The organism is Pseudomonas sp. IB20, assembly GCF_009707325.1.
Taxonomy (GTDB): Bacteria; Pseudomonadota; Gammaproteobacteria; order Pseudomonadales; family Pseudomonadaceae; genus Aquipseudomonas.
Map to the genome: position 1 here is coordinate 3213212 of NZ_CP046103.1, position 26715 is coordinate 3239926.

At 60.4% G+C, this 26715-nt stretch carries 24 protein-coding genes; 12 read left to right on the forward strand and 12 right to left on the reverse strand.

All coding sequences use genetic code 11. The annotated features are described in order from the left end of the window. Positions 1–179: 179 nt before the first annotated feature. Both GJU48_RS14785 and GJU48_RS14790 read right to left on the reverse strand, forming a co-directional pair. Positions 180–1463, reverse strand: a complete 1284-nt coding sequence (locus GJU48_RS14785) for a Zn-dependent hydrolase (RefSeq protein ID WP_094953581.1) — start codon at positions 1461–1463, stop codon at positions 180–182. Positions 1464–1637: 174 nt separating this feature from the next. Continuing rightward, on the reverse strand, positions 1638–3125 hold the full coding sequence (locus GJU48_RS14790; RefSeq protein ID WP_094953582.1) for an NCS1 family nucleobase:cation symporter-1: 1488 nt from the start codon (positions 3123–3125) through the stop codon (positions 1638–1640). A gap of 590 nt (positions 3126–3715) precedes the next feature. On the opposite strand from GJU48_RS14790, the gene hydA reads away from it, so the two are divergent. The 3 genes from hydA to preA all read left to right on the forward strand — a co-directional run bounded on the left by hydA (position 3716) and on the right by preA (position 7950). Further along, positions 3716–5155 carry a dihydropyrimidinase gene (gene hydA, locus GJU48_RS14795; RefSeq protein ID WP_094953583.1) on the forward strand — a complete coding sequence of 480 codons (1440 nt, stop codon included), beginning with the start codon at positions 3716–3718 and terminating at the stop codon, positions 5153–5155. A gap of 153 nt (positions 5156–5308) precedes the next feature. Continuing rightward, a complete protein-coding gene (locus GJU48_RS14800; RefSeq protein WP_094953589.1) occupies positions 5309–6676 on the forward strand; it encodes an NAD(P)-dependent oxidoreductase in 1368 nt (455 codons plus the stop codon). After that, on the forward strand, positions 6676–7950 hold the full coding sequence (gene preA / locus GJU48_RS14805) for an NAD-dependent dihydropyrimidine dehydrogenase subunit PreA (RefSeq protein ID WP_094953584.1): 1275 nt from the start codon (positions 6676–6678) through the stop codon (positions 7948–7950). The genes GJU48_RS14800 and preA overlap by 1 nt, the downstream gene beginning before the upstream one ends. A 118-nt stretch (positions 7951–8068) precedes the next feature. Here preA and GJU48_RS14810 read toward each other — a convergent pair whose 3' ends face one another. Then, the gene (locus tag GJU48_RS14810) at positions 8069–8689 is read right to left on the reverse strand and encodes a TetR/AcrR family transcriptional regulator (RefSeq protein WP_094953585.1); all 621 of its coding nucleotides are present in this window, start codon (positions 8687–8689) and stop codon (positions 8069–8071) included. Positions 8690–8982: 293 nt separating this feature from the next. On the opposite strand from GJU48_RS14810, the gene GJU48_RS14815 reads away from it, so the two are divergent. The 7 genes from GJU48_RS14815 to GJU48_RS14845 all read left to right on the forward strand — a co-directional run bounded on the left by GJU48_RS14815 (position 8983) and on the right by GJU48_RS14845 (position 14913). After that, positions 8983–9426, forward strand: coding sequence for a GNAT family N-acetyltransferase (locus GJU48_RS14815; RefSeq protein WP_094953586.1), 444 nt, complete (start codon positions 8983–8985; stop codon positions 9424–9426). 18 nt (positions 9427–9444) lie between these two features. Further along, positions 9445–9810 carry a copper homeostasis periplasmic binding protein CopC gene (copC, locus tag GJU48_RS14820; RefSeq protein WP_094953587.1) on the forward strand — a complete coding sequence of 122 codons (366 nt, stop codon included), beginning with the start codon at positions 9445–9447 and terminating at the stop codon, positions 9808–9810. A gap of 3 nt (positions 9811–9813) precedes the next feature. Then, positions 9814–10671 carry a copper homeostasis membrane protein CopD gene (gene copD, locus GJU48_RS14825; RefSeq protein WP_094953588.1) on the forward strand — a complete coding sequence of 286 codons (858 nt, stop codon included), beginning with the start codon at positions 9814–9816 and terminating at the stop codon, positions 10669–10671. A 178-nt stretch (positions 10672–10849) separates the two neighbouring features. Next, positions 10850–12112 carry an OprD family porin gene (locus GJU48_RS14830; protein WP_094951355.1) on the forward strand — a complete coding sequence of 421 codons (1263 nt, stop codon included), beginning with the start codon at positions 10850–10852 and terminating at the stop codon, positions 12110–12112. 199 nt (positions 12113–12311) lie between these two features. Further along, positions 12312–13136: an NAD-dependent epimerase/dehydratase family protein gene (locus GJU48_RS14835; RefSeq protein WP_094951354.1), complete on the forward strand. Its 825-nt coding sequence runs from the start codon at positions 12312–12314 to the stop codon at positions 13134–13136. Between the two features lie 30 nt (positions 13137–13166). Beyond that, positions 13167–14042, forward strand: a complete 876-nt coding sequence (locus GJU48_RS14840; RefSeq protein WP_094951353.1) for an SMP-30/gluconolactonase/LRE family protein — start codon at positions 13167–13169, stop codon at positions 14040–14042. Positions 14043–14055: 13 nt separating this feature from the next. Beyond that, positions 14056–14913, forward strand: coding sequence for an aldose 1-epimerase (locus GJU48_RS14845; protein ID WP_094951352.1), 858 nt, complete (start codon positions 14056–14058; stop codon positions 14911–14913). Between the two features lie 74 nt (positions 14914–14987). On the opposite strand, the gene GJU48_RS14850 is transcribed toward GJU48_RS14845, so the two are convergent. From GJU48_RS14850 to GJU48_RS14870, 5 genes are all read right to left on the reverse strand, one after another. Continuing rightward, positions 14988–16142: an HlyD family secretion protein gene (locus tag GJU48_RS14850; protein ID WP_094951351.1), complete on the reverse strand. Its 1155-nt coding sequence runs from the start codon at positions 16140–16142 to the stop codon at positions 14988–14990. Further along, a complete protein-coding gene (locus GJU48_RS14855) occupies positions 16139–17785 on the reverse strand; it encodes an MFS transporter (RefSeq protein ID WP_094951350.1) in 1647 nt (548 codons plus the stop codon). The genes GJU48_RS14850 and GJU48_RS14855 overlap by 4 nt, the downstream gene beginning before the upstream one ends. Positions 17786–17976: 191 nt before the next feature. After that, on the reverse strand, positions 17977–18783 hold the full coding sequence (locus tag GJU48_RS14860) for a sulfite exporter TauE/SafE family protein (protein ID WP_094951348.1): 807 nt from the start codon (positions 18781–18783) through the stop codon (positions 17977–17979). Next, positions 18784–20028, reverse strand: a complete 1245-nt coding sequence (locus GJU48_RS14865; protein WP_094951347.1) for an NAD(P)/FAD-dependent oxidoreductase — start codon at positions 20026–20028, stop codon at positions 18784–18786. A gap of 48 nt (positions 20029–20076) precedes the next feature. Further along, on the reverse strand, positions 20077–20412 hold the full coding sequence (locus tag GJU48_RS14870) for an ArsR/SmtB family transcription factor (RefSeq protein ID WP_017136253.1): 336 nt from the start codon (positions 20410–20412) through the stop codon (positions 20077–20079). 95 nt (positions 20413–20507) lie between these two features. Here GJU48_RS14870 and GJU48_RS14875 point away from each other — a divergent pair, with 95 nt between their 5' ends. Then, entirely contained in the window at positions 20508–21371 is an 864-nt protein-coding gene (locus GJU48_RS14875) for an MBL fold metallo-hydrolase (RefSeq protein WP_094951346.1), read from the forward strand. Here GJU48_RS14875 and GJU48_RS14880 read toward each other — a convergent pair. The 4 genes from GJU48_RS14880 to GJU48_RS14895 all read right to left on the reverse strand — a co-directional run bounded on the left by GJU48_RS14880 (position 21368) and on the right by GJU48_RS14895 (position 25285). Next, positions 21368–22591, reverse strand: a complete 1224-nt coding sequence (locus tag GJU48_RS14880) for an HD-GYP domain-containing protein (RefSeq protein WP_094951345.1) — start codon at positions 22589–22591, stop codon at positions 21368–21370. The two genes, GJU48_RS14875 and GJU48_RS14880, sit on opposite strands and share 4 nt — an antisense overlap. Before the next feature lie 25 nt (positions 22592–22616). Then, positions 22617–24242, reverse strand: coding sequence for a methyl-accepting chemotaxis protein (locus GJU48_RS14885; protein ID WP_094951344.1), 1626 nt, complete (start codon positions 24240–24242; stop codon positions 22617–22619). A gap of 177 nt (positions 24243–24419) precedes the next feature. Further along, positions 24420–24656, reverse strand: a complete 237-nt coding sequence (locus GJU48_RS14890) for a hypothetical protein (RefSeq protein WP_141240560.1) — start codon at positions 24654–24656, stop codon at positions 24420–24422. Between the two features lie 146 nt (positions 24657–24802). Beyond that, entirely contained in the window at positions 24803–25285 is a 483-nt protein-coding gene (locus tag GJU48_RS14895) for an Lrp/AsnC family transcriptional regulator (RefSeq protein WP_083357856.1), read from the reverse strand. 194 nt (positions 25286–25479) lie between these two features. Between GJU48_RS14895 and GJU48_RS14900 the strand changes: the two genes are divergently transcribed. Continuing rightward, on the forward strand, positions 25480–26715 hold the full coding sequence (locus GJU48_RS14900; protein WP_094951343.1) for a 3-methyl-2-oxobutanoate dehydrogenase (2-methylpropanoyl-transferring) subunit alpha: 1236 nt from the start codon (positions 25480–25482) through the stop codon (positions 26713–26715).

Here is a 26715-nt window from a genome sequence, read left to right on the forward strand (position 1 = left end):
ACTGCGTAGCAGAATTGTGGGGCTCTTTTCCAAAAGTGACCCGCCGTAAGGGCGGAACCCTACGAAGCCGTTACCGCAGCAACGGATATGTACTCATATCTACCTAAAAAACCCGTCAAAAACTTAGCGCAACACAAACAGATTATCGCTCCCACTGCGCGTGGGAACGATCTCGCGTTTCAGGCAGCGAGTTTGCCGCTGGCAATCGCAGCCGAAGCGGCCACCATCGCCCGCAACAACACCGCACACCCGGCGGCCAGGTCATCCGGTGCGGCGTTCTCGATTTCGTTATGGCTGATACCTCCCTCACACGGCACAAAAATCATCCCCGCCGGGCCGAGTTCGGCAACGAAAATCGCGTCGTGCCCTGCCCCGCTGACGATGTCCATGTTCGACAAGCCCAACCCATTCGCCGCATCCCGCACAGCGTCCACGCAGCCTTTGTCAAAATACAGCGGCGGGAAGTCGGCGGTGGGCTCCATTTCAAAACTCAAACCGTGTTTAGCGCAGGTCTCGTCGATCACTTTACGCACCTGGGCAATCATCGAATCCAAGCGCGCCGGTTCCAGGTGACGCAAGTCCAGAGTCATGCGCACTTCACCGGGGATGACGTTGCGCGAGCCGGGGTAGGCCTGCAAGCAACCGACAGTGCCACACGCATGCGGCTGATGCCCCAACGCGGCCGCATTCACCGCCGCCACCACTGCTGCGGCGCCTACCAGGGCGTCCTTGCGTAGGTGCATCGGCGTCGGCCCCGCATGGGCTTCAACGCCACGCAGTTTTAGGTCAAACCACTTCTGCCCAAGGGCGCCCAGCACCACACCGATGGTTTTTTTCTCGTCCTCAAGAATCGGCCCTTGTTCGATGTGCGCTTCGAAGTAAGCCCCGACTTTATGCCCACTCACAGGACGTGTGCCCGCATAGCCGATCGCATTCAATGCATCGCCTACACTGACGCCGTCCACGTCCACCTTGGCCAAGGTGTCCGCCAAGGTAAATTTCTCGGCAAACACGCCTGAGCCCATCATGCACGGCGGGAAGCGCGAGCCTTCTTCGTTGGTCCACACCACCACTTCCAGCGGTGCTTCGGTTTCGATCTTAAGGTCATTGAGCGTGCGCAACACTTCCACACCCGCCAGTACGCCGAAGCAGCCGTCGAACTTGCCGCCGGTGGGTTGGGTGTCAATATGGCTGCCGGTCATCACCGGCGGCAGGTTGGGATTACGGCCTGGGCGACGCGCGAAGATATTGCCGATGCCGTCGATGGTCACGGTGCAGCCGGCGCCCTCGCACCACTTCACAAACAGGTCACGGGCTTTGCGGTCGAGGTCGGTGAGGGCCAGGCGGCACACACCACCTTTGGGCGTGGCGCCGAGTTTGGCCAGGTCCATCAGGGACTGCCACAAGCGGTCGCGGTTGATGTGCTGATGGGTGGATTGCAGAACGTCCAGGGCAGCGTTCATGGGGATCTCCTCAGGCTACGTTTCTTATGAATTGACTCGCTCAACGGTGGGAGCTGGCTTGCCTGCAATGCGGGCGGCTCGGTATTTCTGCCGAACCGAGGTGTGCATGCGCGGTATTTCTGCCGAACCGAGGTGATGCCATCGCAGGCAAGCCAGCTCCCACATTGACCGTATTTACAAAGGTGATTTGGCGGTGACTGGGCTGACGCCGCGCTTGGCATTCAGGCCGTAATACAACACGCCACCCAACGCCGAACCGGTGAACCAACCGTAGCTGTAGAACCAGCTGAACGCATCACTACCCAGTGACAACAAAGTCAGCACCACCGGCACGCCGAAGGCGACAAAGCCGCTCCAGTTCCACGCCGGGTACACGTCATCACGGTACAATCCGCCCAGGTCCAACTGCTGTTTGCGGGTGATGAAGTAGTCCACCACCATGATCCCGGCAATCGGCCCCAGCAGGCTTGAATAGCCCAGCAACCAATTCGAATACACGGTCTCCAGGCTCACGTCCGAGACGATCAGCCCGAGTTTTTTCAGCAGTTCATGGCTCATCAGCGCCAGCCCAACCAGGCCGGTGAGGATCACCGCAGTGGTGCGGTTGATCAGCTTGGGCGCAATGTTCTGGAAGTCGTTGGTGGGCGAGACGATGTTGGCGGCGGTGTTGGTGGACAAGGTGGCGATGATGATCAGCAGCATGGCGATGGCGACCCCTACCGGGCTCTGGATATGCCCGATCAAGGTCACCGGGTCGGAGACGCTGACGCCCACCAGTTTCACCGACGCGGCGGTCATGATCACGCCGAGGGCGGCGAACAGGAACATGGTCAACGGCAGGCCGAAAATCTGCCCGAGAATCTGGTCCTTCTGGCTTTTGGCGCAACGACTAAAATCGGGAATGTTCAGCGACAAGGTCGCCCAAAACCCCACCATCGCGGTCAACCCCGCCATGAAGTACCCGGTGAGGCTCGCACCTTCGGGCCGCTTGGGTGGAATCGCCATCAGCTCGCTGAGCGATACATTCGGCATTGCCCACACCAACAGGCCAATCCCCACCGCCACCAGCAAGGGCGCGGACAAGGTTTCCAGGCGCTTGATCGACTCGGCGCCGCGCAGCACCACCCACAAATTCAGGCACCAGAAAATCATGAAACCGATCACTTCACCGGTGCCGCCGAGGGATTTCCAACCGTCGAAAATCGAGCCCAGGAACAAGTGAATTGCCAGCCCGCCAAACATCGTCTGGATACCAAACCAGCCGCACGCCACCAGCGCGCGAATCAGGCACGGCACGTTGGAACCGAGGATGCCAAACGACGAACGCAACAGTACCGGAAACGGAATGCCGTACTTGGTGCCAGGGAACGCGTTAAGCGTCAGCGGGATCAGCACCACGATATTGGCCAGCAAAATCGCCATCAGCGCCTCGCCCACCGACAAGCCGAAGTACGCGGTCAGCACCCCGCCGAGCGTGTAGGTGGGCACGCAGATCGACATGCCGACCCACAGCGCGGTGATGTGCCACTTGTTCCAGGTGCGTTCGTGCACCTTGGTCGGTGCCATGTCGTGGTTATAGCGAGGGCTGTCGAGGACGTCGGGGCCGGCGTCGAGTTCGTACAGGCCGTTACGCTCAATGACTTGCGATCTGTTCTGTTGCATGGCCGCTCCACGGTTTTTTCGAATTATTTTTGCTCATCCCACGCGTTGCGCAGAATGGCCGGAGTACCTCGTAAACAACATGACATCACGGGCCCGGCCAGCCGCCACTGCACTCAATAACCGTGCCGACCACCCACCTTGAACCCGCACCGCATCTATAACTCGCTGATGTTTATCAGCTTTGCGATTGAGCCTTCGGTACTTGGCGCGTTACTCAGGCTAAATAACGCGCAAGTTCCCGAACCGTCAGGACTCAATCTGGTGCAACACAATTATTTTTATTTACCGGCCCCGTCAAGAGGCATGTCTCAAGCGTCTGATTTGCAATAAGAAATGTTGCTCAAAACCAGAACCTGTCAAGTGCGTCAAAATGGTGAGCGGTCGCTACATTTTGGTGATTTACAGTTTTTATTGTTTTAAATCATAAAGTTAAATACGTTATAAGCTTAATAAAAATCTTCTTGCTCATTCGAAAAACTCGGGCTAGTTTCTATTCCTGTCACCGATGACAGGTTTTAACCAACTATCGGCAAGCAGCATTACAACACTTAGAACTGGCACAAGCCGGTCAAGCCTGTGAGGAACTCGACATGTCGCTGTTGATCCGTGGCGCCACCGTTATTACCCATGATGAAAGTTACCGCGCCGATGTTTTATGCGCAGGCGGTCTAATTCGCGCTATTGGCACGGATCTGGATATTCCCGCCGGCACTGAAGTACTCGACGGCAGCGGCCAATACTTGATGCCCGGCGGCATCGACCCCCACACCCATATGCAACTGCCCTTCATGGGCACCGTGGCCAGTGAAGACTTTTTCAGTGGCACGGCCGCGGGCCTGGCGGGCGGCACCACCTCGATCATCGATTTCGTGATTCCCAACCCGCAGCAGTCGTTGATGGAAGCCTTTCACCAGTGGCGCGGCTGGGCGCAAAAGTCCGCCTCCGACTACGGTTTTCATGTGGCGATCACCTGGTGGAGCGAGCAAGTGCGCGAGGAAATGGCCGAGTTGGTCAGCCACCACGGCATCAACAGCTTCAAGCATTTCATGGCCTACAAGAATGCGATCATGGCCGCCGATGACACGCTGGTCGCCAGCTTCGAGCGCTGCCTGGAACTCGGCGCGGTGCCCACCGTGCACGCAGAAAACGGCGAGTTGGTGTATCACCTGCAACGCAAGCTGATGGCCCAGGGCATCACCGGGCCGGAAGCGCACCCGCTGTCACGCCCCTCCCAGGTGGAAGGCGAAGCGGCCAGCCGCGCGATTCGCATCGCCGAGACCATCGGCACGCCGCTCTACCTGGTGCACGTGTCCACCAAGGAAGCGCTGGATGAGATCACCTACGCCCGTGGCAAGGGCCAGCCGGTGTACGGCGAAGTGCTCGCCGGCCACTTGCTGCTTGACGACAGCGTTTACCAACACCCCGACTGGCAAACCGCCGCCGGCTACGTGATGAGCCCGCCGTTCCGCCCACGCGGGCACCAGGAAGCACTGTGGCACGGGCTGCAATCGGGCAACCTGCACACCACCGCCACCGACCATTGCTGCTTCTGCGCTGAGCAAAAAGCCGCCGGCCGTGACGATTTCAGCAAGATCCCCAACGGCACCGCCGGCATTGAAGACCGCATGGCGCTGCTGTGGGACGAAGGCGTCAACACCGGGCGCCTGTCGATGCAGGAATTCGTCGCGCTGACCTCCACCAACACCGCGAAGATCTTCAACCTTTACCCGCGTAAAGGTGCGATCCGCGTAGGCGCGGACGCGGATCTGGTGCTGTGGGACCCCGCCGGTACGCGCACGATTTCGGCCAAGACCCACCATCAAAAAGTCGACTTCAACATCTTCGAAGGCAAGACCGTGCGCGGCGTGCCGAGCCACACCATCAGCCAGGGCAAACTGGTCTGGGCCGATGGCGACCTGCGCGCCGAACGTGGGGCCGGGCGGTATGTGGAACGCCCGGCGTACCCGTCGGTGTTTGAGCAGCTGAGCAAGCGGGCGGAGCATTCCAGGCCCACTGCTGTAAAGCGCTGAACATACAGCGCACATGATCGTTCCCACGCTCTGCGTGGGAATGCAGCCGGGGGTGCTCCGCGCCCTGAGAGCGTCCGGTGAGGCATTCCCACGCAGAGCATGGGAACGATCGCCCATCAGAGGCAGCACCTCAATAACCGTGAGGCCAAAACCGTGATCCAGACCCTGACCCACCTCCCCCATCCCCAAGAAGATGGGCCGACACTCGCCAGCCATTTCACCGACCTGGCGCCGCCGCTCAACGCCCGCCAGGCGCAATTGGAGGCCTCGCGCTGCCTGTACTGCTACGACGCGCCGTGCGTGACTGCATGCCCCAGCGAGATTGATATCCCCTCGTTCATCCGCAATATCCACACCGAAAACGTGCAAGGTGCGGCGCAGAAGATTCTCTCGGCCAACATCCTCGGCGGCAGCTGCGCGCGGGTTTGCCCCACCGAAATCCTGTGCCAGCAAGCCTGCGTGCGTAACAACGCCGAAGAATGCGCGCCGGTGCTGATCGGCCTGTTGCAACGCTACGCCATCGACAACGCGCACTTCAGCGAGCACCCGTTCCAGCGCGCTGCGCCGACCGGTAAGCGCATCGCCGTGGTCGGCGCCGGGCCGGCAGGCTTGGCCTGTGCACATCGCGCCGCCTTGCACGGCCATGACGTGGTGATGTTCGAAGCACGGGAAAAGGCCGGCGGCCTGAATGAATACGGGATCGCCAAGTACAAACTGGTGGATGACTTTGCCCAGAAGGAGCTGGATTTCCTCCTGCAGATCGGCGGCATTGAAATCCGCCACGGCCAGCGCCTGGGTGACAACCTAACCTTGAGCGAACTGCACCAGCAATTCGACTCCGTGTTCCTCGGCGTCGGCCTGGCCGCGAGCAAACAGCTTGGCCTGCCCTTTGAGGACGCCCCCGGCCTGCTCGCCGCCACCGACTACATCCGCGAACTGCGCCAGGCCGATGACCTCACACAACTGCCGCTGGCCGACCGTTGCATTGTGCTCGGCGCCGGCAACACCGCCATCGACATGGCCGTGCAAATGGCCCGCCTCGGCGCCCGCGATGTGAACCTGGTGTACCGCCGCGGCTTGGCCGACATGGGCGCCACCGGGCATGAGCAGGACATTGCCAAGGCCAACCAGGTGCGCCTGCTGACCTGGGCACAACCCGAAGAAGTGTTGCTGGATGATCTAGGCCGCGTGCGCGGCATGCGCTTCGCCCGTACGCGCATGGAAAATGGTCGCCTGCACCCCACTGGCGAGACCTTCGAACTGGCCGCCGATGCGATCTTCAAGGCCATCGGCCAAGGTTTCGATAACGAGGCCCTGCACGACCCGCTGGCTCAACAACTGCACCGCGTGGGCGAACGCATCTTTGTCGACGAACACCTGCAAACCAGCATCCCAGGCGTCTATGCCGGCGGCGATTGCGTCAGCCTCGGCCAGGACCTCACCGTGCAGGCGGTGCAACACGGCAAGCTGGCAGCTGAAGCCATGCACGCCCAACTCATGCTGAATGTGGAGGCTGCGTAATGGCCGATCTCTCGATTGTATTCGCCGGTATCAAAGCCCCCAACCCGTTCTGGCTGGCCTCGGCGCCGCCTACCGACAAGGCCTACAACGTAGTCCGCGCCTTCGAGGCCGGCTGGGGCGGCGTGGTGTGGAAAACCCTCGGTGAAGACCCGGCGGCGGTCAACGTGTCGTCACGCTACTCGGCGCACTACGGCGCCAACCGCGAAGTGCTGGGCATCAACAATATCGAGCTGATCACTGACCGCTCCCTGGAGATCAACCTGCGGGAAATCACCCAGGTGAAAAAGGATTGGCCGGACCGCGCGCTGATTGTGTCGCTGATGGTGCCGTGCGTTGAAGAGTCGTGGAAAAACATCTTGCCGCTGGTGGAAGCCACCGGCTGCGACGGCATCGAACTGAATTTCGGCTGCCCCCACGGCATGCCGGAGCGCGGCATGGGCGCGGCCGTCGGCCAGGTGCCGGAGTACGTGGAACAGGTGACGCGCTGGTGCAAGACCTATTGCTCGCTGCCGGTGATCGTCAAGCTCACGCCAAACATCACTGACATCCGCGTGGCGGCACGTGCGGCGTATCGCGGCGGTGCGGATGCGGTGTCGCTGATCAACACCATCAATTCGATCACCAGCGTGGACTTGGAGCGCATGGTCGCCCTGCCGGTGGTCGGCACCCAAAGTACCCATGGCGGGTATTGCGGCTCGGCGGTCAAGCCGATTGCCCTGAACATGGTCGCGGAAATCGCCCGCGACCCGCAGACCCAAGGCCTGCCGATCTGCGGGATTGGCGGCATCGGCAACTGGCGCGACGCGGCGGAATTCGTCGCACTGGGTTGCGGCGCGGTGCAGGTGTGCACGGCGGCCATGTTGCATGGGTTTCGGATTGTGGAAGAGATGAAGGATGGGCTGTCGCGGTGGATGGACAGCCAAGGCTACAAAAGCTTGCAGGAGTTTTCCGGCCGCGCGGTAGGCAACACGACCGATTGGAAGTACCTGGATATCAACTATCAGGTGATCGCCAAGATCGATCAGGAGGCCTGTATTGGCTGTGGGCGTTGCCATATTGCCTGTGAGGACACCTCGCACCAGGCCATCTCGAGTTTGAAACAGGCAGACGGCACGCACAAATACGAGGTGATTGACGATGAGTGCGTGGGCTGCAATTTGTGCCAGATCACCTGCCCGGTGGCCGATTGCATCGAGATGGTGCCGGTGGAGACGGGCAAGCCGTTTTTGAATTGGACACAGGATCCGCGTAATCCGTATCGGGAGGCTGTGTAGTCCTTTAGACCGCTATCGCAGCGATGCGGCGGCCCGGCAAGCCAGCGCCCACACTTGGAATGCATTCCCCTGTGGGAGCTGGCTTGCCTGCGATGGGGCCCTAAGCCTCACCACACCTTTAAGGCTCCAACCCAATCCCACGCAAAATCACTGCGGTCACCGTCTGAATCGCCTTCTCGAACTGCATGTCCGACAACGGCTGGTGATCATTCAAAATCATCACCTGGTGATCAAAGTCCGCATAGTGCTGGGTCGACGCCCAGATCATGTACAGCAGGCTCGACGGTTCCACCGGCAGGATGCGTTTATCTTCCACCCATTGGCGAATTTTCGCTTCCTTCATCTTGGCCCAGTCGTACAGGCTTTCATCCAGCGCCTCACCGAGTGTCGGCGCGCCGTGGATGATTTCGTTGGCCCAGACTTTCGAGCCATACGGCCGCGTACGCGAGCGCTGCATCTTGGCGCGGATGTAGCTGCTGAGCACCACCCGCGGGTCATCGAAGGTTTCAAAGCTCAGGGCATCCTGCTTCCACAGCTCCAGCAAGTCGAACAGCACCGCGCTGTACAGCTCACTTTTGGTGGTGAAGTAGTAATGCAGGTTGGAGCGCGGCAGTTGCACTTCTTCAGCAATATCGGCCATGGCGGTGCTGCCGTAGCCCTTCTCGGCGAAGATTTTCTCCGCCGCCAGCAGGATTTTTTCGACGTTGACCCGACGAATTCCGATCTTGTGATTGCCCATAAGGGCTCCCTGACAACAACTTGGATTAAAGACTACCATCCGCTCTAGATCGCGGCGACAGCCCATAGTGAAACTTCTTACGCGAAGCTTTCCCCCGCAAAACGGATTTTCGACGTTGACCCGACGAATTCCGATCTTGTGATTGCCCATAAGGGCTCCCTGACAACAACTTGGATTAAAGACTACCATCCGCTCTAGATCGCGGCGACAGCCCATAGTGAAACTTCTTACGCGAAGCTTTCCCCCGCAAAACGGATTGGTTAGGATCGCGGTCCCCTTGAAGGATCATTGCCATGACTATTCGACTGCGTGTGGCCGCCGACGACCCAGTGCTGGGAGCACTGTGGGAGCGCTCGGTACGGGCCACCCATGACTTCCTCCCCGAGGATGACATTCAACGTTTGCTGCCCGTGGTGCGCGACGCCTACCTGCCGATGCCGGCCCTCGACGTTTGGGTCTATGAAGACCAGAACGGTATCGCCGGGTTTATCGGCACTGGCGGGCACAACGTGGAAATGTTGTTTATCGACCCCGACCGCCGTGGCCAGGGCGTCGGCCGCCAATTGCTCGACCACGCCCGCGCGCGCCACGACACGCTGACGGTGGACGTCAACGAACAAAACCCGCAGGCCGTGGGTTTCTACCTGCACTATGGTTTTATCCAGGTCGCGCGTTCGCCGTTGGATGGCGAAGGCAGACCCTTTCCCTTGCTGCACATGGCTTTACCGACTCTCTAAACCTGAAGGTATTGAACAATGTTGATCAAGAAAACCCTGACCACCGTCGCCCTGCTCGCCTCCTTGCTGGGTGCTTCGGCCGCCTTTGCCCATGCCCACTTGAAAAGCGAAACGCCCGCCGCCGACAGCACTGTCGCCGCGCCCGCCGACCTGCGCCTGACCTTCAGCGAAGGCGTCGAAGCGACCTTCACCAAGGTGTCCCTGAGCAAGGACGGCACCGAAATCGCGATCAAAGGCCTGGAAACCCCAGACGCCGACAAGAAAACCCTGGTAGTCACGCCGGCCGCGCCACTGGCCGCCGGCAACTACAAAGTGGTGTGGAATGCGGTGTCAGTCGACACTCACAAGAGCAACGGTGAATACAGCTTCAAGGTCGGCCAATAACCCATGGCGACCCTGCTGGTGCTGTGCCGCTTCCTGCATTTCATCGTCGTGTTGTTGATGTTCGGGGCCTGTGTGTTCAGGCCCTGGCTGTTGGGCGCTGAACCGCACCCCGCGCTGGACCGGCAACTGCACCGCATCACCCGCATGCTGGCCTGGTTGGGGCTGATCTCCGGCGTGGCCTGGCTGTTATTGATTACCGCCAGCATGGCCGGCAGCTGGGAGGCGGCCTTGCAACCGGCGACCGTGCAACTGGTGCTGGGCAAAACCTTCTTTGGCCAGGTGTGGGTCTGGCATCTGTTGCTGAACCTGTTGCTGGTGATCGTGCTGATCAAACCCTGGCCGGCGCTGCGCCTGCCGTTGATCGCCCTGCTGCTGGCGACATTAGCACCGGTCGGCCACGGCGCCATGCTCAATGGGTTGAGCGGGCAGTTGCTGATCCTCAACCAGGTGGTGCACTTGGTGTGCGTCGGCGCCTGGCTCGGTGGGTTGCTGTTGCTGGTGTTAATCCTCAGGCAGCCTGAGCGCTTCGCACTGGAGCCGATCCTCCGGCGCTTCAGCGGCGTGGGTTATGGCTTGGTCGCGGGGTTGCTGGTGACTGGCTTGATCAACGTGCGCGTGCTGACCGGGCAACTGTGGCCCACGCCCTTGTTCAATGGCTTTGCCCTGATTCTGTTGATCAAAGTGCTGCTGGTGCTGGGCATGTTGGCGCTGGCGTTGCTGAACCGGCTACGTATTGAACGATGCGAAGAGCGCCGGGGCAGTTTGAAGGCCAGTGTGATGCTGGAGTGGGTATTGGGTGTTTGCGCGGTCGCCGCCGTTTCGCTGCTTGGCACACTTGCGCCGATGGTCATGGCCAACTAAAAATCTCTGAGCACAGCCAGTTCCCACATTGACCGTGCCCACTTTTGATCGAAACGCCTGCTGTCGTCGTACAACTTCCGCTTGACACCCCAACAAAACCCCGTAAACATCCCGAAAAATGTTGTACGACAACGCACAACAAATAATAAAAACAACAAAATCACAAGGGAGCTTCACTGTGAGTCAATTCGCCCGCAATTCCTCCTCGCGTATCGGCCTTCTCGGTCTCGGCAGCCTGGCGTTCACCCTTCCCCTCAGCGCCCATGCCGATGGTTTTCTCGAAGACGCCAAGGCCACGCTGAACCTGCGTAACGCCTACTTCAACCGCAACTTCACCAACCCCACTTACCCGCAAGCCAAGGCCGAAGAGTGGACGCAGAACTTCATCCTCGATGCCAAATCCGGCCTCACCCAAGGCACTGTGGGTTTTGGGCTTGATGTGCTGGGCCTGTATTCGCAAAAGCTCGACGGCGGCAAAGGCACGGGGGGCACTCAGTTGCTGCCGATCCACAGCGATGGCCGCCCCGCCGACAATTTCGGGCGCCTGGGCGTGGCCCTGAAAACCAAACTGTCGAAGACCGAACTGAAGGTCGGCGAGTGGATGCCGGTGTTGCCGATCCTGCGCTCCGACGACGGCCGCTCGCTGCCCCAGACCTTTCGTGGCGGCCAGGTCACCTCCAATGAAATCGCCGGCCTAACCCTCTACGGCGGGCAGTTTCGCGGTAACAGCCCGCGTAACGACGCGAGCATGCAAGCCATGTTCATGAACGGCAAAGCCGCGTTCACCTCCGACCGTTTCAACTTCGGCGGCGGCGAATACAGCTTCAATGACAAACGCACCCAGGTCGGCGTGTGGTACGCCGAGTTGGCGGATATCTACCAGCAGCAGTATTTCAACCTGACCCACAGCCAGCCGGTGGGCGACTGGACCCTGGGCGCCAACCTCGGTTACTTCAACGGCAAGGAAGACGGCAGCGCCCTGGCCGGTGAGCTCGACAACAAGACCCTCTCTGCCCTGCTCTCGGCCCGCTACAACGGCAACACCTTCTACGTCGGCCTGCAGAAACTCAGCGGCGACAGCTTGTGGATGCGCGTCAACGGCACCAGCGGCGGCACCTTGGCCAACGACAGCTACAACGCCAGCTACGATAACGCCAAGGAAAAATCCTGGCAGGTGCGCCATGACTTCAACTTCGTGGTGCTCGGCATCCCGGGGCTGACCCTGATGAACCGCTATATCAGCGGCAGTAATGTGCACACCGGGGCGATTACCGACGGCAAGGAATGGGGCCGCGAATCAGAACTGGCCTACACGGTACAGAGTGGCGCGCTGAAGGATTTGAATGTGCGCTGGAGGCATTCGACGATGCGTCGGGACTTCAGCAACAATGAGTTTGATGAGAATCGGATCTTCGTCAGTTATCCAATTTCCTTGCTCTGACTCGGTCAATGTGGGAGCGGGCTTGCTCGCGAAGGCGGTGTATCAGACCCAGATAAGCCGACTGACCCACCGCCTTCGCGAGCAAGCCCACTCCCACATTTTGATCTTCACTCGTCAGGAAGAGCGTTGACAAGCCAGGGACTCCCTAACGATACTTCCACCAAGTCATACGACAACCTACAACAACAATGGAACCCTCATGACCACCTCCCCAACCACGCCTGTTCCATTCAACCGCCTGTTGCTCACCGGTGCCGCCGGCGGCCTGGGCAAAGTCTTGCGCGAACGCCTGCGCCCTTACGCTCAGGTGCTGCGCCTGTCGGACATCGCCAGCATGGCCCCGGCTGCCGATGCTTCCGAAGAAATACAACCTTGCGATCTCGCCGATAAACACGCCGTGCACCACCTGGTGGAAGGCGTTGACGCCATCCTGCACTTTGGCGGCGTTTCGGTGGAGCGTTCCTTTGAAGAAGTGCTCGGCGCCAACATCTGCGGAATTTTCCATCTCTACGAAGCCGCGCGCCGCCACGGCGTGAAACGCGTGATTTTCGCCAGTTCCAACCATGTGATCGGCTTCCATAAACAGGGTGAAAAGCTTGACGCCCACTCGCCGCGCCGCCCGGACAGCTACTACGGCCTGTCCAAGTCTTACGGCGAAGACATGGCGAGTTTCTACTTCGACCGCTACGGCATCGAGACCGTGAGCATCCGCATCGGCTCCTCATTCCCCGAGCCGCAGAACCGCCGCATGATGCACACCTGGCTGAGCTTCGACGACCTCACCCAGCTGCTCGAACGCGCGCTGTACACGCCGAATGTCGGCCATACCGTGGTCTATGGCATGTCGGACAACCTCGACACCTGGTGGGACAATCGCTACGCCGCGCACCTGGGTTTTGCGCCCAAGGACAGCTCCGAGGTGTTCCGCGCCCAGGTCGAAACCCTGCCACCAGTCGCCGCCGATGACCCGGCCAAGGTCTATCAGGGCGGCGCATTCTGCGCGGCGGGGCCGTTCGGTGACTGAGCACACAGCAACCCAAGGGAATGAGTGACCATGACGACTGAATTGATCGTCGACGCCCGTAATGCCGTGGGCGAATGCCCGGTGTGGGTGCCCGAGGAAAACGCGCTGTATTGGGTGGATATTCCCAACGGCGGCCTGCAACGCTGGAGCGCCGCCAGCGGGCACGTCGCCGCGTGGAAAGCCCCGCAGATGCTCGCCGGTATTGCCCGCACCACGGCGGGCAACTGGGTTGCCGGAATGGAAACCGGCTTTTTCCAACTCACCCCGCACCACGACGGCAGCCTCGACACCACGCCTCTGGCCAGTGTTGAGCACCCACGCGCGGACATGCGTTTGAACGACGGCCGCTGTGATCGCCAGGGCCGTTTCTGGGCCGGCAGCATGGTGCTGAACATGGGTTTGAATGCGGCCGAGGGCACGCTGTACCGCTACGCATCGGGCGCGGCGCTGCATGCCCAGCTGGACGGGTTCATCACCCTTAATGGCCTGGCCTTCAGTCCCGACGGCCGCACGATGTATGCCTCGGATTCACACCCGTTGGTGCAACAGATCTGGGCCTTCGATTACGACATCGAGACCGGCACCCCGTCCAACCGCCGAGTGTTCGTCGATATGCATCCACTCCCCGGCCGCCCCGACGGCGCAGCAGTCGACGCCGATGGCTGTTACTGGATCTGCGCCAACGACGCCGGGCTGATTCACCGTTTTACCCCCGACGGTCGCCTGGACCGCTCCCTCAGCGTGCCGGTAAAAAAGCCCAGCATGTGCGCCTTCGGCGGCAGTCGCCTGGACACGCTGTTCGTCACCTCGATCCGTGATGACAAGAGTGACCAGTCGCTGGCAGGCGGCGTGTTCGCCCTCAACCCTGGCGTCCAAGGGCTGCCCGAACCCCACTTCATCCTCTAGCCGCGGTGCTGTGATGATTGAACTCAAAGACACCCTGACCCACCTCACCCTGGCCCCGGCCGTAGGTGGCAGCATCGTCAACTGGGCGGTGCGCGCCACCGGGCAGCCACTGCTGCGGCACAGTGATGAGCAGGCGATGAACACCGGCTTGCCGGGCAAGCTGGGCTGTTACCCGCTGGTGCCGTGGTCCAACCGCATAGCCCAAGGCGGTTTCGATAACCCTCACGGCTGGCTGGCGCTGGCGCCGAACAGCCTCACAGATCCGTTGCCGATTCATGGTTCAGCCTGGCAGCAGGCGTGGCAGGTGGTTAGCCAGACGGCGCACGAAGTGGTGCTGGAGGTGGTCTGCGACACGCCGTTCGCCTACCGCGCCGAGCAGCGTTTTCGGTTGCACGACGGTGAGCTGAGCATCGCATTACGCGTGACGCATCTGGCCGAAACGGCGGCGTGGCATGGCCTGGGGTTGCATCCCTATTTGCCGCGTCGAGCGGGTACGCGCTTACAGGCCAAGGCTGCGCAGGTGTGGATGAGTGATGCGGCCAAGTTGCCGACGGGATTGGCGCCGGTGCCGCAGGCTTGGGACTTTCAGGTCTTGAAAAACCTGCCCGAAGGGTTGGTGGACAATGGGTTCTGCCAGTGGGATGGGCATTGCCGGATCGAGCAGCCGGAGTTGGGCTATGCGCTGGAATGCCAGGCCACAGGTGCCGATTATTTCCTGCTGTACTGCCCGCCGGGGTTGGGGTTCTTTTGTGTTGAGCCGGTGAGTCATCCGGTGAATGCGCATCACCTGCCCGGCAGGCCGGGTCTCAAACTGCTGGAACAAAACCAGTCAACCCACCTGGATTTCACTCTGAAATACCGTCCGTTGTAGGGGCAGGCTTTTGTGGCGAGGGAGCGTGCTCCCTTGCCACAGAGAGCATTCCCACTTTTGTGATCTGTGTTGTGTCAGGGCGCAGTGTTTTTGAGGCGCCCGGCGGTGTCGATACTGACTACCACCGACAACCCCGGCCGCAACCGCTCAATCTCAGCTTGTTCCGGGTTCACCGTAATGCGCACCGGCACCCTCTGGGCGATCTTCACAAAGTTGCCGGTGGCGTTGTCCGCCTGCAACAGGCTGAACTCCGAGCCGGTCGCCGGGGAGATATGCTGCACCGTGCCGTGAAACGTGCGGTGATTCAGCGCATCCACCGTGAAGGTCACCGGTTGGCCGACCTGCACATTGTCCATCTGGGTTTCTTTCATATTGGCGATCACCCACAGCTGCGGCGGCACCAGCGCCATCAACTGCGCGCCGGAGTTGACGTAGGCCCCCAGGCGCACACCGATCTGCCCCAGTTGGCCGTCACGCGGCGCGATGATGCGCGTATTGGACAGGTCGATTCGTGCCAGCTCCACCGCCGCATCGGCACTCGCCACAGCGGCTTCCAATGAACCGCGATTGACGATCACCGTTTGCAGGTCCTGGCGGGCAATTTCGAGGTTGGCCTGGGCCTGGGCCACGGCGGCGATGGTCTGTGCATTGGCAGCGCGGGTCACGTCCAGCTCACGCTTGGACACCGAGCCATCGCTGATCAGCTCTTCGTTACGGCGCAGGTCGGCGGTGCTTTTGCGCGCCTGGGCCTGGCTGTCGACCAGCGCGGCCTGACGCAGTTTGATGGTGGCTTCGGCGCTGTTGCGTTGCTGCACCACATTGGCCAGCGCTGCCTTCTGCACCGCCAGTTGCGCCAGCGCCTGGTCGAGGCGCTGCTTGTAGATACGGTCATCCAGGCGCACCAGCAGGTCGCCGGCCTTGACGAACTGGAAGTCCTGCACCGGCACTTCGTGCACGTAGCCGGCGAGTTGCGGGCCGATAATCGTCACTTGGCCGCGCACCAGCGCGTTCTCGGTGGTTTCCACCGCGCTGCTGAACGGCGGCAATTGCCAGGCATACAGCACGATCAGCACGCCGACGATAGCAATCGCGGCAAAGCCCAGGGACGAGATGATGCGCACCCGCAGCGAGCGCGGCTCGGTGACCGAGGCACCCGGCGGCGTGGTGCCTTCCGGGGTCGAGGCGATGGCGTTGGTAGTAGTCGTTGTACGGGTAGTCGGTTCGGTCATGAAGTAACGCCGCTGGGTTGAACGGGAGGGGCTGCTGCCTTGGTAGTACTCATCAGCCACAGGCTGCGGGTGAAGATCCAGAGCATGGTGAGGATCGCGATAATCGCAATCAGCATGAACACATCGTTGTAGGCCATCACATTCGCCTCACGCGTGGCCGCCGTGGCCAGGCTGCGAATGCCCATCAGGTTGCGCAGTTCAGGGTCGGCGATCACGCCGCCATACGCCGAACCGCCGCTCTGCACGCGTGCGGCCACACGCGGGTCAAGCAAGGTCAGGTGCTCGACGATCATGCTGGAGTGGTACTTCTCGCGCACGATCTGGAAGGTGCCCAGTAAGGCCGCGCCAATCAGGCCGCCGAGGTTCTGGCAGATACCGAACATCACCGAGAAACTCACCAGGTTGCGCGGGTTGGTCAACACGTTTTTCGTGCCCAGCACCATGGTCGGCCCCAGAAAGAAGGTGCCGCCAAAGCCTAGCAGGAATTGGCTGATGTACAGGTTTTCCGGGCGGGTCAGGTTGCTGGAGAAACTGTCCATCACCGAGCCGGTGGCCATCAACGCCAGGGAGATGATCAGCGGCATCAGCAGGTGCGCCGGGTTGATCGTCAGCGCACTCACCACCAGCCCGGCAATCGCCCCGGCCAGCATCACCACGTACAGCGTGTGCATCTGCTGGTAGCTCATGTTCAACATCTGCATGAACCCCACAGCGCCGGTGGACTGCTCTGACAGCACCATACGAATCAGCACCACCGCCAGCGCCAGGCGAATCATCACCCCGCTGCCCAGCCAACGCGTCATCAGCAATGGGTTGGCACGGTTATGCTCGATGGCCAGGCCGGCCATGATCAACACCAGGGAACAGGCCGAGGCCACGCCGATCCACGGCGCTTCCAGCCACCAGTCGATGCGCCCCAGGGACAGCACTGCGCACAACAGCGCCACGCCGGTGGCGAGGATGCCAAAGGTGAGGAAGTCAAGTTTTTCAAAGGTCTTGAAGCGATCGCCCGGCGGCAATTTGAGCAGGAATACGCAGCCCAGGCAGATCAGCGCCAGGCCCAGCTCGAACAGGTACAGCCCGCGCCATTCGGCAATTTGCAGCAAGTCTTCAGAGAACAACCGCGCCAGCGGCAGCGCCAACTGCGCAGTGCCAAGGCCCAGCACCAGGGCTTTCAAGCGCCACTTGGCTGGGAACGCCTGGATCATGTAGTACAAGCCCAGCGAACTCAGCGCCGCACCCACCATGCCGTGGGCCGCCCGTACCGCGATGGCCGAACTGAGGTCGTTGACGAACAAGTGGCCGAAGGTCACCAGCGCATACAACACCAGGAACACTTCGGTAAACGCGCGCAGGCCGAACTGCTGGCGAAACTTCACCAGCAGCAGGTTCATGCACACGTTGGTCATTACATAGGCGGCGGGCAGCCACGCCATCTCGGCGGTGGTCGCGCCCAAGGCGCCTTGCAGGTATTGCAGGTTGGCGATTACCAGCGCGTTGCCGAGCCCGCCGGTGATTGCCACCAGCACGCCGACCAACGCGAACAGCCAGCGCTTGTGCGTGGGGTGCAGCGGCGTCGACGGCGAGCCGGGCAGGCTCGGGCGCTCGTGGAGCTGCCAGGTGTGGGGAGTGTATTTATCCATTCGATGACCTTGATGAGCCGACGTGCAAGGTCGGTGAAGCCGTTACTCAGGGACTAGTAAACCTGAGAGACGTTCATCTTGCCATGTCTCAAGCGGGCACCGCCCCTTCCGCTTGAGATCACCTTTGTTTTGCGTAGCACATTACAGGTCAGATCCAGCCGCATGCATACCGCCTTGTTTCAGACCTTGTTTCAGAGCAACGCCTTGACCAACATGCCGACGGCCACCACCACACACAGGCTGGCAAACCCAACCTGCAAGGTTCGCGCCTTGATCACCGAACACAGGCGCCGCCCAACCAACATGCCGACAATGCTCGCAGCGATAAACACCCAGCCTACAGGCTCAATACTCACACCGGCATGCATCGCACCCGCCACGCCAATGAGCGAGATCAGGCTGATCACCATCAACGAGGTGGCGACGATCCCCCGCATCTGCACATCGGTCAGTTGCTTGAATGCGGGCACGATCAGAAAACCACCGCCCACGCCGAGCAAACCCGACACCGCGCCGGTCACCGCACCCAGCGCGGCTAACGTAGTACTGCACTTGGCGGTCCAGGCAAAGCGCCCGGTTTGCTGATCGAGCATGCAGTTCTTCTGGCCCCAGGACGCGGCGCCATGGTCACTCGGCCCGGCCTCGACCTTTTCGCGCTGCAACATACGCCAGGCCACCAGCACCATCAGCGCGCTGAACAGGCCCATCAACACGGGCTCCGACAGTTGGTGGGCAATGAACACCCCCAGTGGCGAGAACAGCGCGCCGAGCAAGGCGATCAGCAACGCGGCGCGATAACGCACCAGGCCATGGCGCAACCCGTCGATTGCACCCACCGCTGCCGCCGCGCCCACGGCGAGCAGCGACACCGGCGCCGCCTGGGTCATGGTCAAGCCCAAGCCCAACACCAGCGCCGGCACCCCGAGGATGCCACCGCCCGCGCCGGTGAGGCCCATGACCAGGCCCATCAATACGCCCAACAGACTTGCCAGCAGCATTTAATCCACCTTGCTCAGGCGGGTCAGCCACTCACGGCCCTTAAGCATGCCGTTCCAGTAAAACCACGGCAGCAACGTGGCCTTGAGGAACCACATCGAACGGCGCGCCTGGGTCGGGTCCAGCGGGAAGGTCGGCAGCAGTTTGCCGCCATAGCCGAACTCGGCCAGCACCACCTTGCCCTTCTCCACTGTCAGCGGGCAGGAACCGTAGCCGTCGTACTTGAGCGGCAGCGGCGCCTGTTTGCGCAGGGCCAATAGGTTTTCGGCCACCACCACAATCTGCTTGCGCACGGCGGCGGCGGTCTTTGCGTTGGTGGTGCCGCACACGTCACCCAGGCCGAAGATATGCGGGTAGCGCAGGTGTTGCAGGCTGTGGGGGTTGACCTCGCACCAGCCGGCGGCGTCGGCCAGCGGGCTTTGGCGGATAAAGTCCGGGGAGACTTGCGGCGGCACCACGTGCAGCAGGTCGAAGGACTTCTCTTCAACGCTGACATTGCCCGCTGCGTCCTTCACCTCGAACCAAGCCTTGCGTGCCGGGCCATCCACCCTGATCAGGTTGGAGTTGAACGCCAGGCGCGCGTTGTACTTCTCGACGTATTTCATCAATGGCGGCACAAAGGTCGCCACGCCAAACAGTGCGGCGCCGGCAAGATCGAACTCGACATCGATGTTTTTCAGATTGCCTTGCTTGAGCCAGTGATCGCAGGACAAGTACATGGCTTTTTGCGGCGCACCGGCACATTTGATCGGCATCGCAGGCTGGGTAAAGATCGCCTTGCCGCTCTTGAGTTGCTGCACCAGCTGCCAGGTGTAGGCGGCGTGCTCGTAGCTGTAGTTGGAGGTAACGCCGTGCTGGCCGAGGGTGGCTTGCAGGCCTTCGACTTTCTCCCAGGCCAGGCGCAGGCCGGGGCACACGATCAGGTTGTTCCAGGTGACGCGCTGGCCGTTGTCGAGCACCAGGGTTTGCTCGTCGGGCAGCAGTTCGGTGACGGCGGCCTGTACCCAGGTGACGCCATTGGGCAGTACGTCGGCCAATGGGCGCCGGGTCTTTTTGACGTCGTAGGCGCCGCCGCCGACCAGGGTCCAGGCCGGCTGGTAGCAGTGGTATTCACTCGGCTCGATCAGGGTGATGTTCAGGTGCGGATCACGCTTGAGCAGGCTGGCCAGCAGGCCGATGCCTGCCGAACCGCCGCCAATGACTACGATGTCGCCACTGATGGTGGGGCCACAGTGTTGGTCGTTCATGTCAATCGCCTTTTTATACATGCACACAAGGGTCGCTGCCGGATGGCGTCACGCCCAGCTTTTGATGACCGCACCGCAGTACAGCCCGGAGAGGGTCTTCATTACTTGAATCACTTCATGGCTGGCCAGCCCGTAGAAAATGTATTTGCCTTCCCGACGGGTAGCGACCAACCCTTCGTCGCGCAAAATGCCCAACTGTTGTGACAGCGTAGGCTGTCTTACGCCGGTCATGGTTTCCAATTCACCAACGTTGCGCTCACCCTGGGTCAACTGACACAGGATCAACAAACGGTCCTCATTGGCCAATGCCTTGAGCAAGGAGCAGGCCTTGGACGCCGAGGCGCGCAGTTGGGCGACTTCGCCTTCACTCAGAGTAGATTCCATTTGCTTCGGGTCCTTTCTGTCACTTAAGCTCAAAACATTATGTGTAAACGTAAATTGATTGTAACCATTTTTTTCACCACCGAGGGACAGCCGCCATGCCAGCGTTGATTCAAGATTTTCTGGACGAGGCATCGTCGACCTTCACCTATGTCATCTATGAAACTGACGGCGGCCCCTGCGCTATCGTCGACTCGGTGCTCAATTACGACCCAGCCTCCGGGCGCACCCATACGGCCCAGGCGGACAAGGTCACAGCCTTTGTGCGTGAGCACGGCTTGCAGGTGCAATGGCTGCTGGAAACCCATGCGCATGCTGATCACCTGTCTGCCGCGCCGTACCTGCGGCGCACCTTGGGCGGCAAGATTGCCATTGGTCAGTCGATCAGCAAGGTTCAAGGGGTATTCAAGAATCTGTTCAACCTGGAGCCCGAATTTCGCGTCGATGGCTCGCAGTTCGACCATTTGTTTGCGCCGGATGAGATCTTTCATATCGGCAACGTGAAGGCCCAGGCGCTGCATGTACCCGGGCATACGCCGGCGGACATGGCTTACTTGATCGACGGCCGGTTGATCCTGGTGGGCGACACGCTGTTCATGCCCGATGTGGGCACTGCGCGTTGCGACTTTCCTGGCGGGGATGCCCGGCAGTTATATGCGTCGATGCGCAAGTTGCTGGCCTTCCCGGATGAAACCCAGCTGTATGTCTGCCATGACTATCCGCCGCAAGGCCGTGAGGCCAAGTGCCTGACCACCGTGGCGGAACAGCGCGCGGGGAATATCCATGTGCATGACGGTGTGGATGAGGCTGCGTTTGTTGAAATGCGCACCACACGTGATGCCGGGCTGGGGATACCGACGCTGCTGTTGCCGGCGATACAGGTGAACGTGCGGGCCGGGAATATGCCGCCGGCGGAGGAAAATGGCGTGGTCTACCTGAAAATTCCGCTCAATCAACTTTAAGTCGGCTGATCGAAATAGGACCCTTTGACGCGCGCAAGCCCTGACCACAATTCGTCGAGGTGCTTGAAGCCCCACGCTTCAGCAGTTTTTCGGCCGACGATCTTGTCGGGCCGCTTGGCCAGGTTGACCACCACCTGGGTAATCGGCAAGCGGGAACGCGTGGAAAAGAACACTTTCACGATCGGCGTCAGCAATGCGCCAGGGTTTTGTTCGATGACCACGCCGATACGGCCACTCTCCAGTCGAACCAGGGCGCCGACCGGATAAATGCCCACGCACCGGACAAACGCCTGGAACACCCGGGCATCAAAATGGCCTTTCCATTCCGCCATTTTCTGTATCGCCTCGTCAGGCCCCCAGCCATGTTTGTAGGGGCGCTCCGAGGTGATCGCATCGTACACGTCACACACTGCGCCCATTTGCGCAAACAGGCTGATCTGGTCCTGAACCAGGCCGTGGGGGTAGCCGCTGCCATCGCATTTTTCATGGTGATGCAAGCACACATCGAGCACCAGTGCGCTGATGTGCGGGCACTGGCGAAGCATGTCTGCGCCCTGTACCGGATGCAGACGCACCGAGGCAAACTCAAGCGCTGTCAACGTGCCGGGCTTACTCAGGATCGCTTCGGGAACCGCCATCTTGCCGACATCGTGGAACAGCCCTGCCAGCCCTGCCTCCTGGATCAGGGCGGGCTCCAATTGCAGCTGGCGCGCCATTGCAATCATCAACCCACACACGGCCACCGAGTGCATGTAGGTGTATTCATCGGCGGTCTTCAGGCGTGCCAGGCTGATGAAGGCGTGAGGATGACGCAGCAGTGATTGGGAAATATCGTCCACCAGTTGAGTGACTTCGGTGGGGTCGACCGCCTTGCCCATGCGCAACTCGCCGAACATGGTGATCACCGCGCGCTTGGCAACCCCACACAACTTTACCGCGCGAGCCACTTCCGCCTTCATCTCGTGGCGGGTCAGTACCTCGCGGGGCTTGCCCGCCGTGGGCGCTGGTGTCACCGCGACCGTAGCGCTCGGCGCTACGTCGCAGCCTTTGAGTGTATCAATCCATACGCCTTGAACCGGCGAGTCCCGCAGACGCTGCAGGTCCTCGGTTTGTTTGAGGAGAAAACGGCTTTTCCAAAAGCCATGCTTGATCCAGGCGCCCTCAAGTTTATGGATGTACATGCCCAGGATCACTTGCGACACGAGAATGCGTTTCAACATAGGCCATGCCTCACTGTGTGCAGGTTCAGGCTATCGAAAAACGGGCCACGATCTGCTTGAGGTCTATCGCCAGTTTCGACAGCTCGTGGCTGGCGATGGAGGTCTGTCCGGCGGCTGACGAACTCTGGATCGACAGGTCGCGAATACTGATCAGGTTCTGATCCACCGAGCGGGCCACGTGGGCCTGTTCCTCGGAAGCCGTCGCGATCAGCAGGTTCCTTTCATTGATATCGGCAATGGCCTCGGTAATCTGAATGATGGCATGGCCGGCTTCGTGGGCGATTTTCAGTGAGTCCACCGCTTCATTGCGGTTCATGCTCATGGACGCTACGGCCTCGCTGGAACAGGTTTGTATCTTCGCAATCATCTGCTCGATTTCCTGGGTCGAGGTCTGAGTCCTGTGGGCCAGTGCCCGCACTTCATCGGCCACTACCGCAAAGCCGCGCCCTTGCTCACCGGCCCGCGCCGCCTCTATGGCAGCGTTCAGCGCCAACAGGTTGGTCTGTTCGGCAATCGAGCGGATCACTTCCACCACCCGTGCAATGTCCTGCGCCTGCTTGGCCAGGCCTTCAACTTCCACACCGGTCTGCTGCACCGTGGCGCTGAGTTTTTCGATCGAGGCAATGGTCTGGGTAACACGCTCCTGGCCGATTTTCGCCGAGCGCTGGGAGTCCTGAGTCGAGTGGGAGGCCGAGACGGCATTGCGGGCCACCTCCTCCACTGCGGCGGTCATCTGATTAACCGCCGTGGCAGCCTGGTCGGTTTCGTGGCTCTGGCGCTCAATGCCGGCACTGGACTCACGGGTGATCGAACTCATCTCTTCGGCAGCCGACGCCAATTGCCCGGATGCATCGCTGATTTGCTGCAGGGTGTTCTTGAGGTTCACCTGCATGGCAGCTGTGGATTGCTGCAGCGCCGTCAGATCATCCTGGCCGTCTACGGTAATGGCCACGCGTAGATCCCCTTCAGCGATCTTTGAGGTCGACACCAGCAGTTCACGTACCGGGGTAATAATACTGCGGGCAAACAGACCGGCGACTACAACCGTCAGCAGCACTGAAACAGCCATCAGCGCCCAGGTAAACAGGCGCGTCGCGTTGTGCTCGCTGGCGGCCACCTGCACCGCTTGCTGCGACCCGCGTTCATTCAACTGGATCAGCTCGTTGATCGAGTCTTGCGCCTTTGAGGCAATGGGGCTCAGGGTGTCGCGCATGAAGACCGCGAGCTGCTCAGTGGACGCCGTGGAAGAGAACCCAAGAAATGCGTCGACCTTCTGGTCGTAACTTCGAATACTACTGAGGGCTTGGTCATATTTGGCCTGCTCCTCGGGACTCGACACCATGGGCGCATAGCTCTCAGCGACCTTGATCAGGTCTGCTCGCAGGCTTCGTATTTTTTCCAGTGAACCTGGGTTCTGCCGGGCGGCGTCCATCGCAAAATTGCGCAGCTCCAGGCGCAGCTTATACAGCGCCGAGTCGATTTTCCCGGCCAGACGAATACTCGGCAGCCAGTTGGTTTCAATTTCAACCGTCGATGCATAAACAGTATCGATTTTTACCAGCGTCATGCCCCCCTGAATTAATAGCAGAATGCACACCACGCCAAAACAAAGGGCAGCACGAAAGTTTAACTTCAAGGATCTCATGGACATCTCTACTCACCTCTTGCCCGGGCTCAATTAGTTAAATGGCCTATGGCTACTATCGTGGGGAAGCATGTGTGAAAAATATGTGACTGTCCACGTAGAATTTTATTATTCGGATGAGAATAATTCTTACACTTCCGTTAATTAGCTAACAAACTAAACTCGCCCAACCCAAGCGCGTTTTCAGCTGGGTAATTCGACGTTGGCTTCTTCGTGGAGCAGCGAATACATCGCATTACAGGACCGATCACAGTTTCGCCCGACCGTTTCCAGATGACGTTTTAAAGAGGCGCTGATCGGCGGCGAAACGCAACTTATATTTTCAATGAGCGCAGCCATGTCTTCCAGTGCTGCGACAATGGAAAGCTGAGTTAGATTAAAGTCGTAGAGCGCGCGGCATATTAATTGCTGATTGTTCATGACGTGTCCCGCCCTTTAAAAGTAGAGCTTAGCAGGCGCAGGGGAACACTCGGACAAACGCCAACTTATATTGACTAAGGTCAATTAAAAATGGGCACGGCAAGAGCGGCCACGGCAGCCCTGGCGCCGCCGCCGTCTACTGCCGCTCAGACCATCAAGCCACCTGGCGGCAATGGTAGCGCCGTCTTGTAGCGCACTTGCTTGAGCGCAAAGCTGGAGCGAATATTGGCCACGCCCGGCACCTTGGTCAAAAAGTCCATCATGAAGCGCTCCAGCGACTGAATCGTCGGCACCAGCACGCGGATCAGGTAATCCGGGTCGCCGGCCATCAGGTAGCACTCCATCACTTCGGGCCGGTCCGAGATCGCGCCTTCAAACTGCTGCAACGCCAGTTCGTTCTGCTTCTCCAGGCTCACATGGATGAACACGTTGACGTGCAGCCCGAGTAAGTCGGCGTCAAGCAGCGTGACTTGGTCGCGAATCAGGCCCAATTCCTCCATCGCCTTGACCCGGTTGAAACACGGCGTGGGCGATAGGTTGACCGAGCGGGCCAGGTCGGCGTTGGTGATGCGGGCGTTCTCCTGCAGGGCGTTAAGAATGCCGATGTCGGTACGGTCCAGTTTGCGCATGAGACAAAATCACCTGTTTATTATGGTTATGCAGTTTTTTTATCCTCAAATGATCGCGAGCGCAATGAAACAGAGATAAATATTCTTCTACGCCACGCCTATGATGTTTGTAGGACAAGATTTCTCTTACCCGGAGACTGACTGTCAGCTAGCGCGCCCACTACAAGAAATTCACAAGATCGAGCGTAGAAGCCATGACTCAGCAGTACGAACCACTGCGCCTGCACGTTCCCGAACCCTCGGGCCGCCCAGGCTGCAAGACCGACTTTACCTACCTGCGCCTCACTGACGCCGGCCTGGTGCGCAAACCCGCCATCGACGTAGAACCTGCCGACACCGCCGACCTGGCCAAGGGCCTGATTCGCGTGCTCGACGACCAGGGCCAGGCCCTTGGCCCGTGGGCCGAGGGCGTTCCCGTCGAGATTCTGCGTAAAGGCATGCGCGCCATGCTCAAGACGCGGATATTCGACAACCGCATGGTCGTCGCCCAGCGTCAGAAAAAAATGTCGTTTTATATGCAAAGCCTTGGCGAAGAAGCCATCGGCAGCGCCCAGGCCCTGGCCTTGAACATCGACGACATGTGCTTCCCCACCTACCGCCAGCAAAGCATCCTGATGGCCCGCGAAGTGCCGCTGGTGGACCTGATCTGCCAACTGCTGTCCAACGAGCGCGACCCGCTCAAGGGTCGCCAACTGCCGATCATGTACTCGGTCAAAGACGCCGGCTTCTTCACCATTTCCGGCAACCTCGCCACCCAATTCGTACAAGGCGTGGGCTGGGGCATGGCCTCGGCGATCAAGGGCGATACCAAAATCGCCTCGGCCTGGATCGGCGACGGCGCTACCGCCGAATCCGACTTCCACACCGCCCTCACCTTCGCCCACGTGTACCGCGCGCCGGTGATTCTCAACGTGGTCAACAACCAGTGGGCGATCTCCACCTTCCAGGCGATTGCCGGTGGTGAAGCCACCACCTTCGCCGGACGCGGCGTGGGTTGCGGCATCGCCTCGCTGCGTGTGGACGGCAACGACTTTATCGCGGTGTACGCCGCCTCCGCCTGGGCTGCTGAGCGTGCGCGCCGCAACCTGGGGCCAACGCTGATCGAGTGGGTCACCTACCGCGCCGGCCCGCACTCCACCTCCGATGACCCGTCCAAATACCGCCCCGCCGATGACTGGAGCCACTTCCCGTTGGGTGACCCGATTACCCGCCTCAAGCAGCACCTGATCAAGATTGGCCAGTGGTCCGAAGAGGAACACGTGGCGGTCAGTGCCGAACTTGAAGCCGAAGTCATTGCGGCGCAAAAAGAAGCCGAACAGTACGGCACCCTTGCCGGCGGCCAGATTCCAAGCGCCGCGACCATGTTCGAGGACGTCTATAAAGAGATGCCGGAGCACTTGAAGCGCCAGCGTCAAGAGTTGGGGATCTGA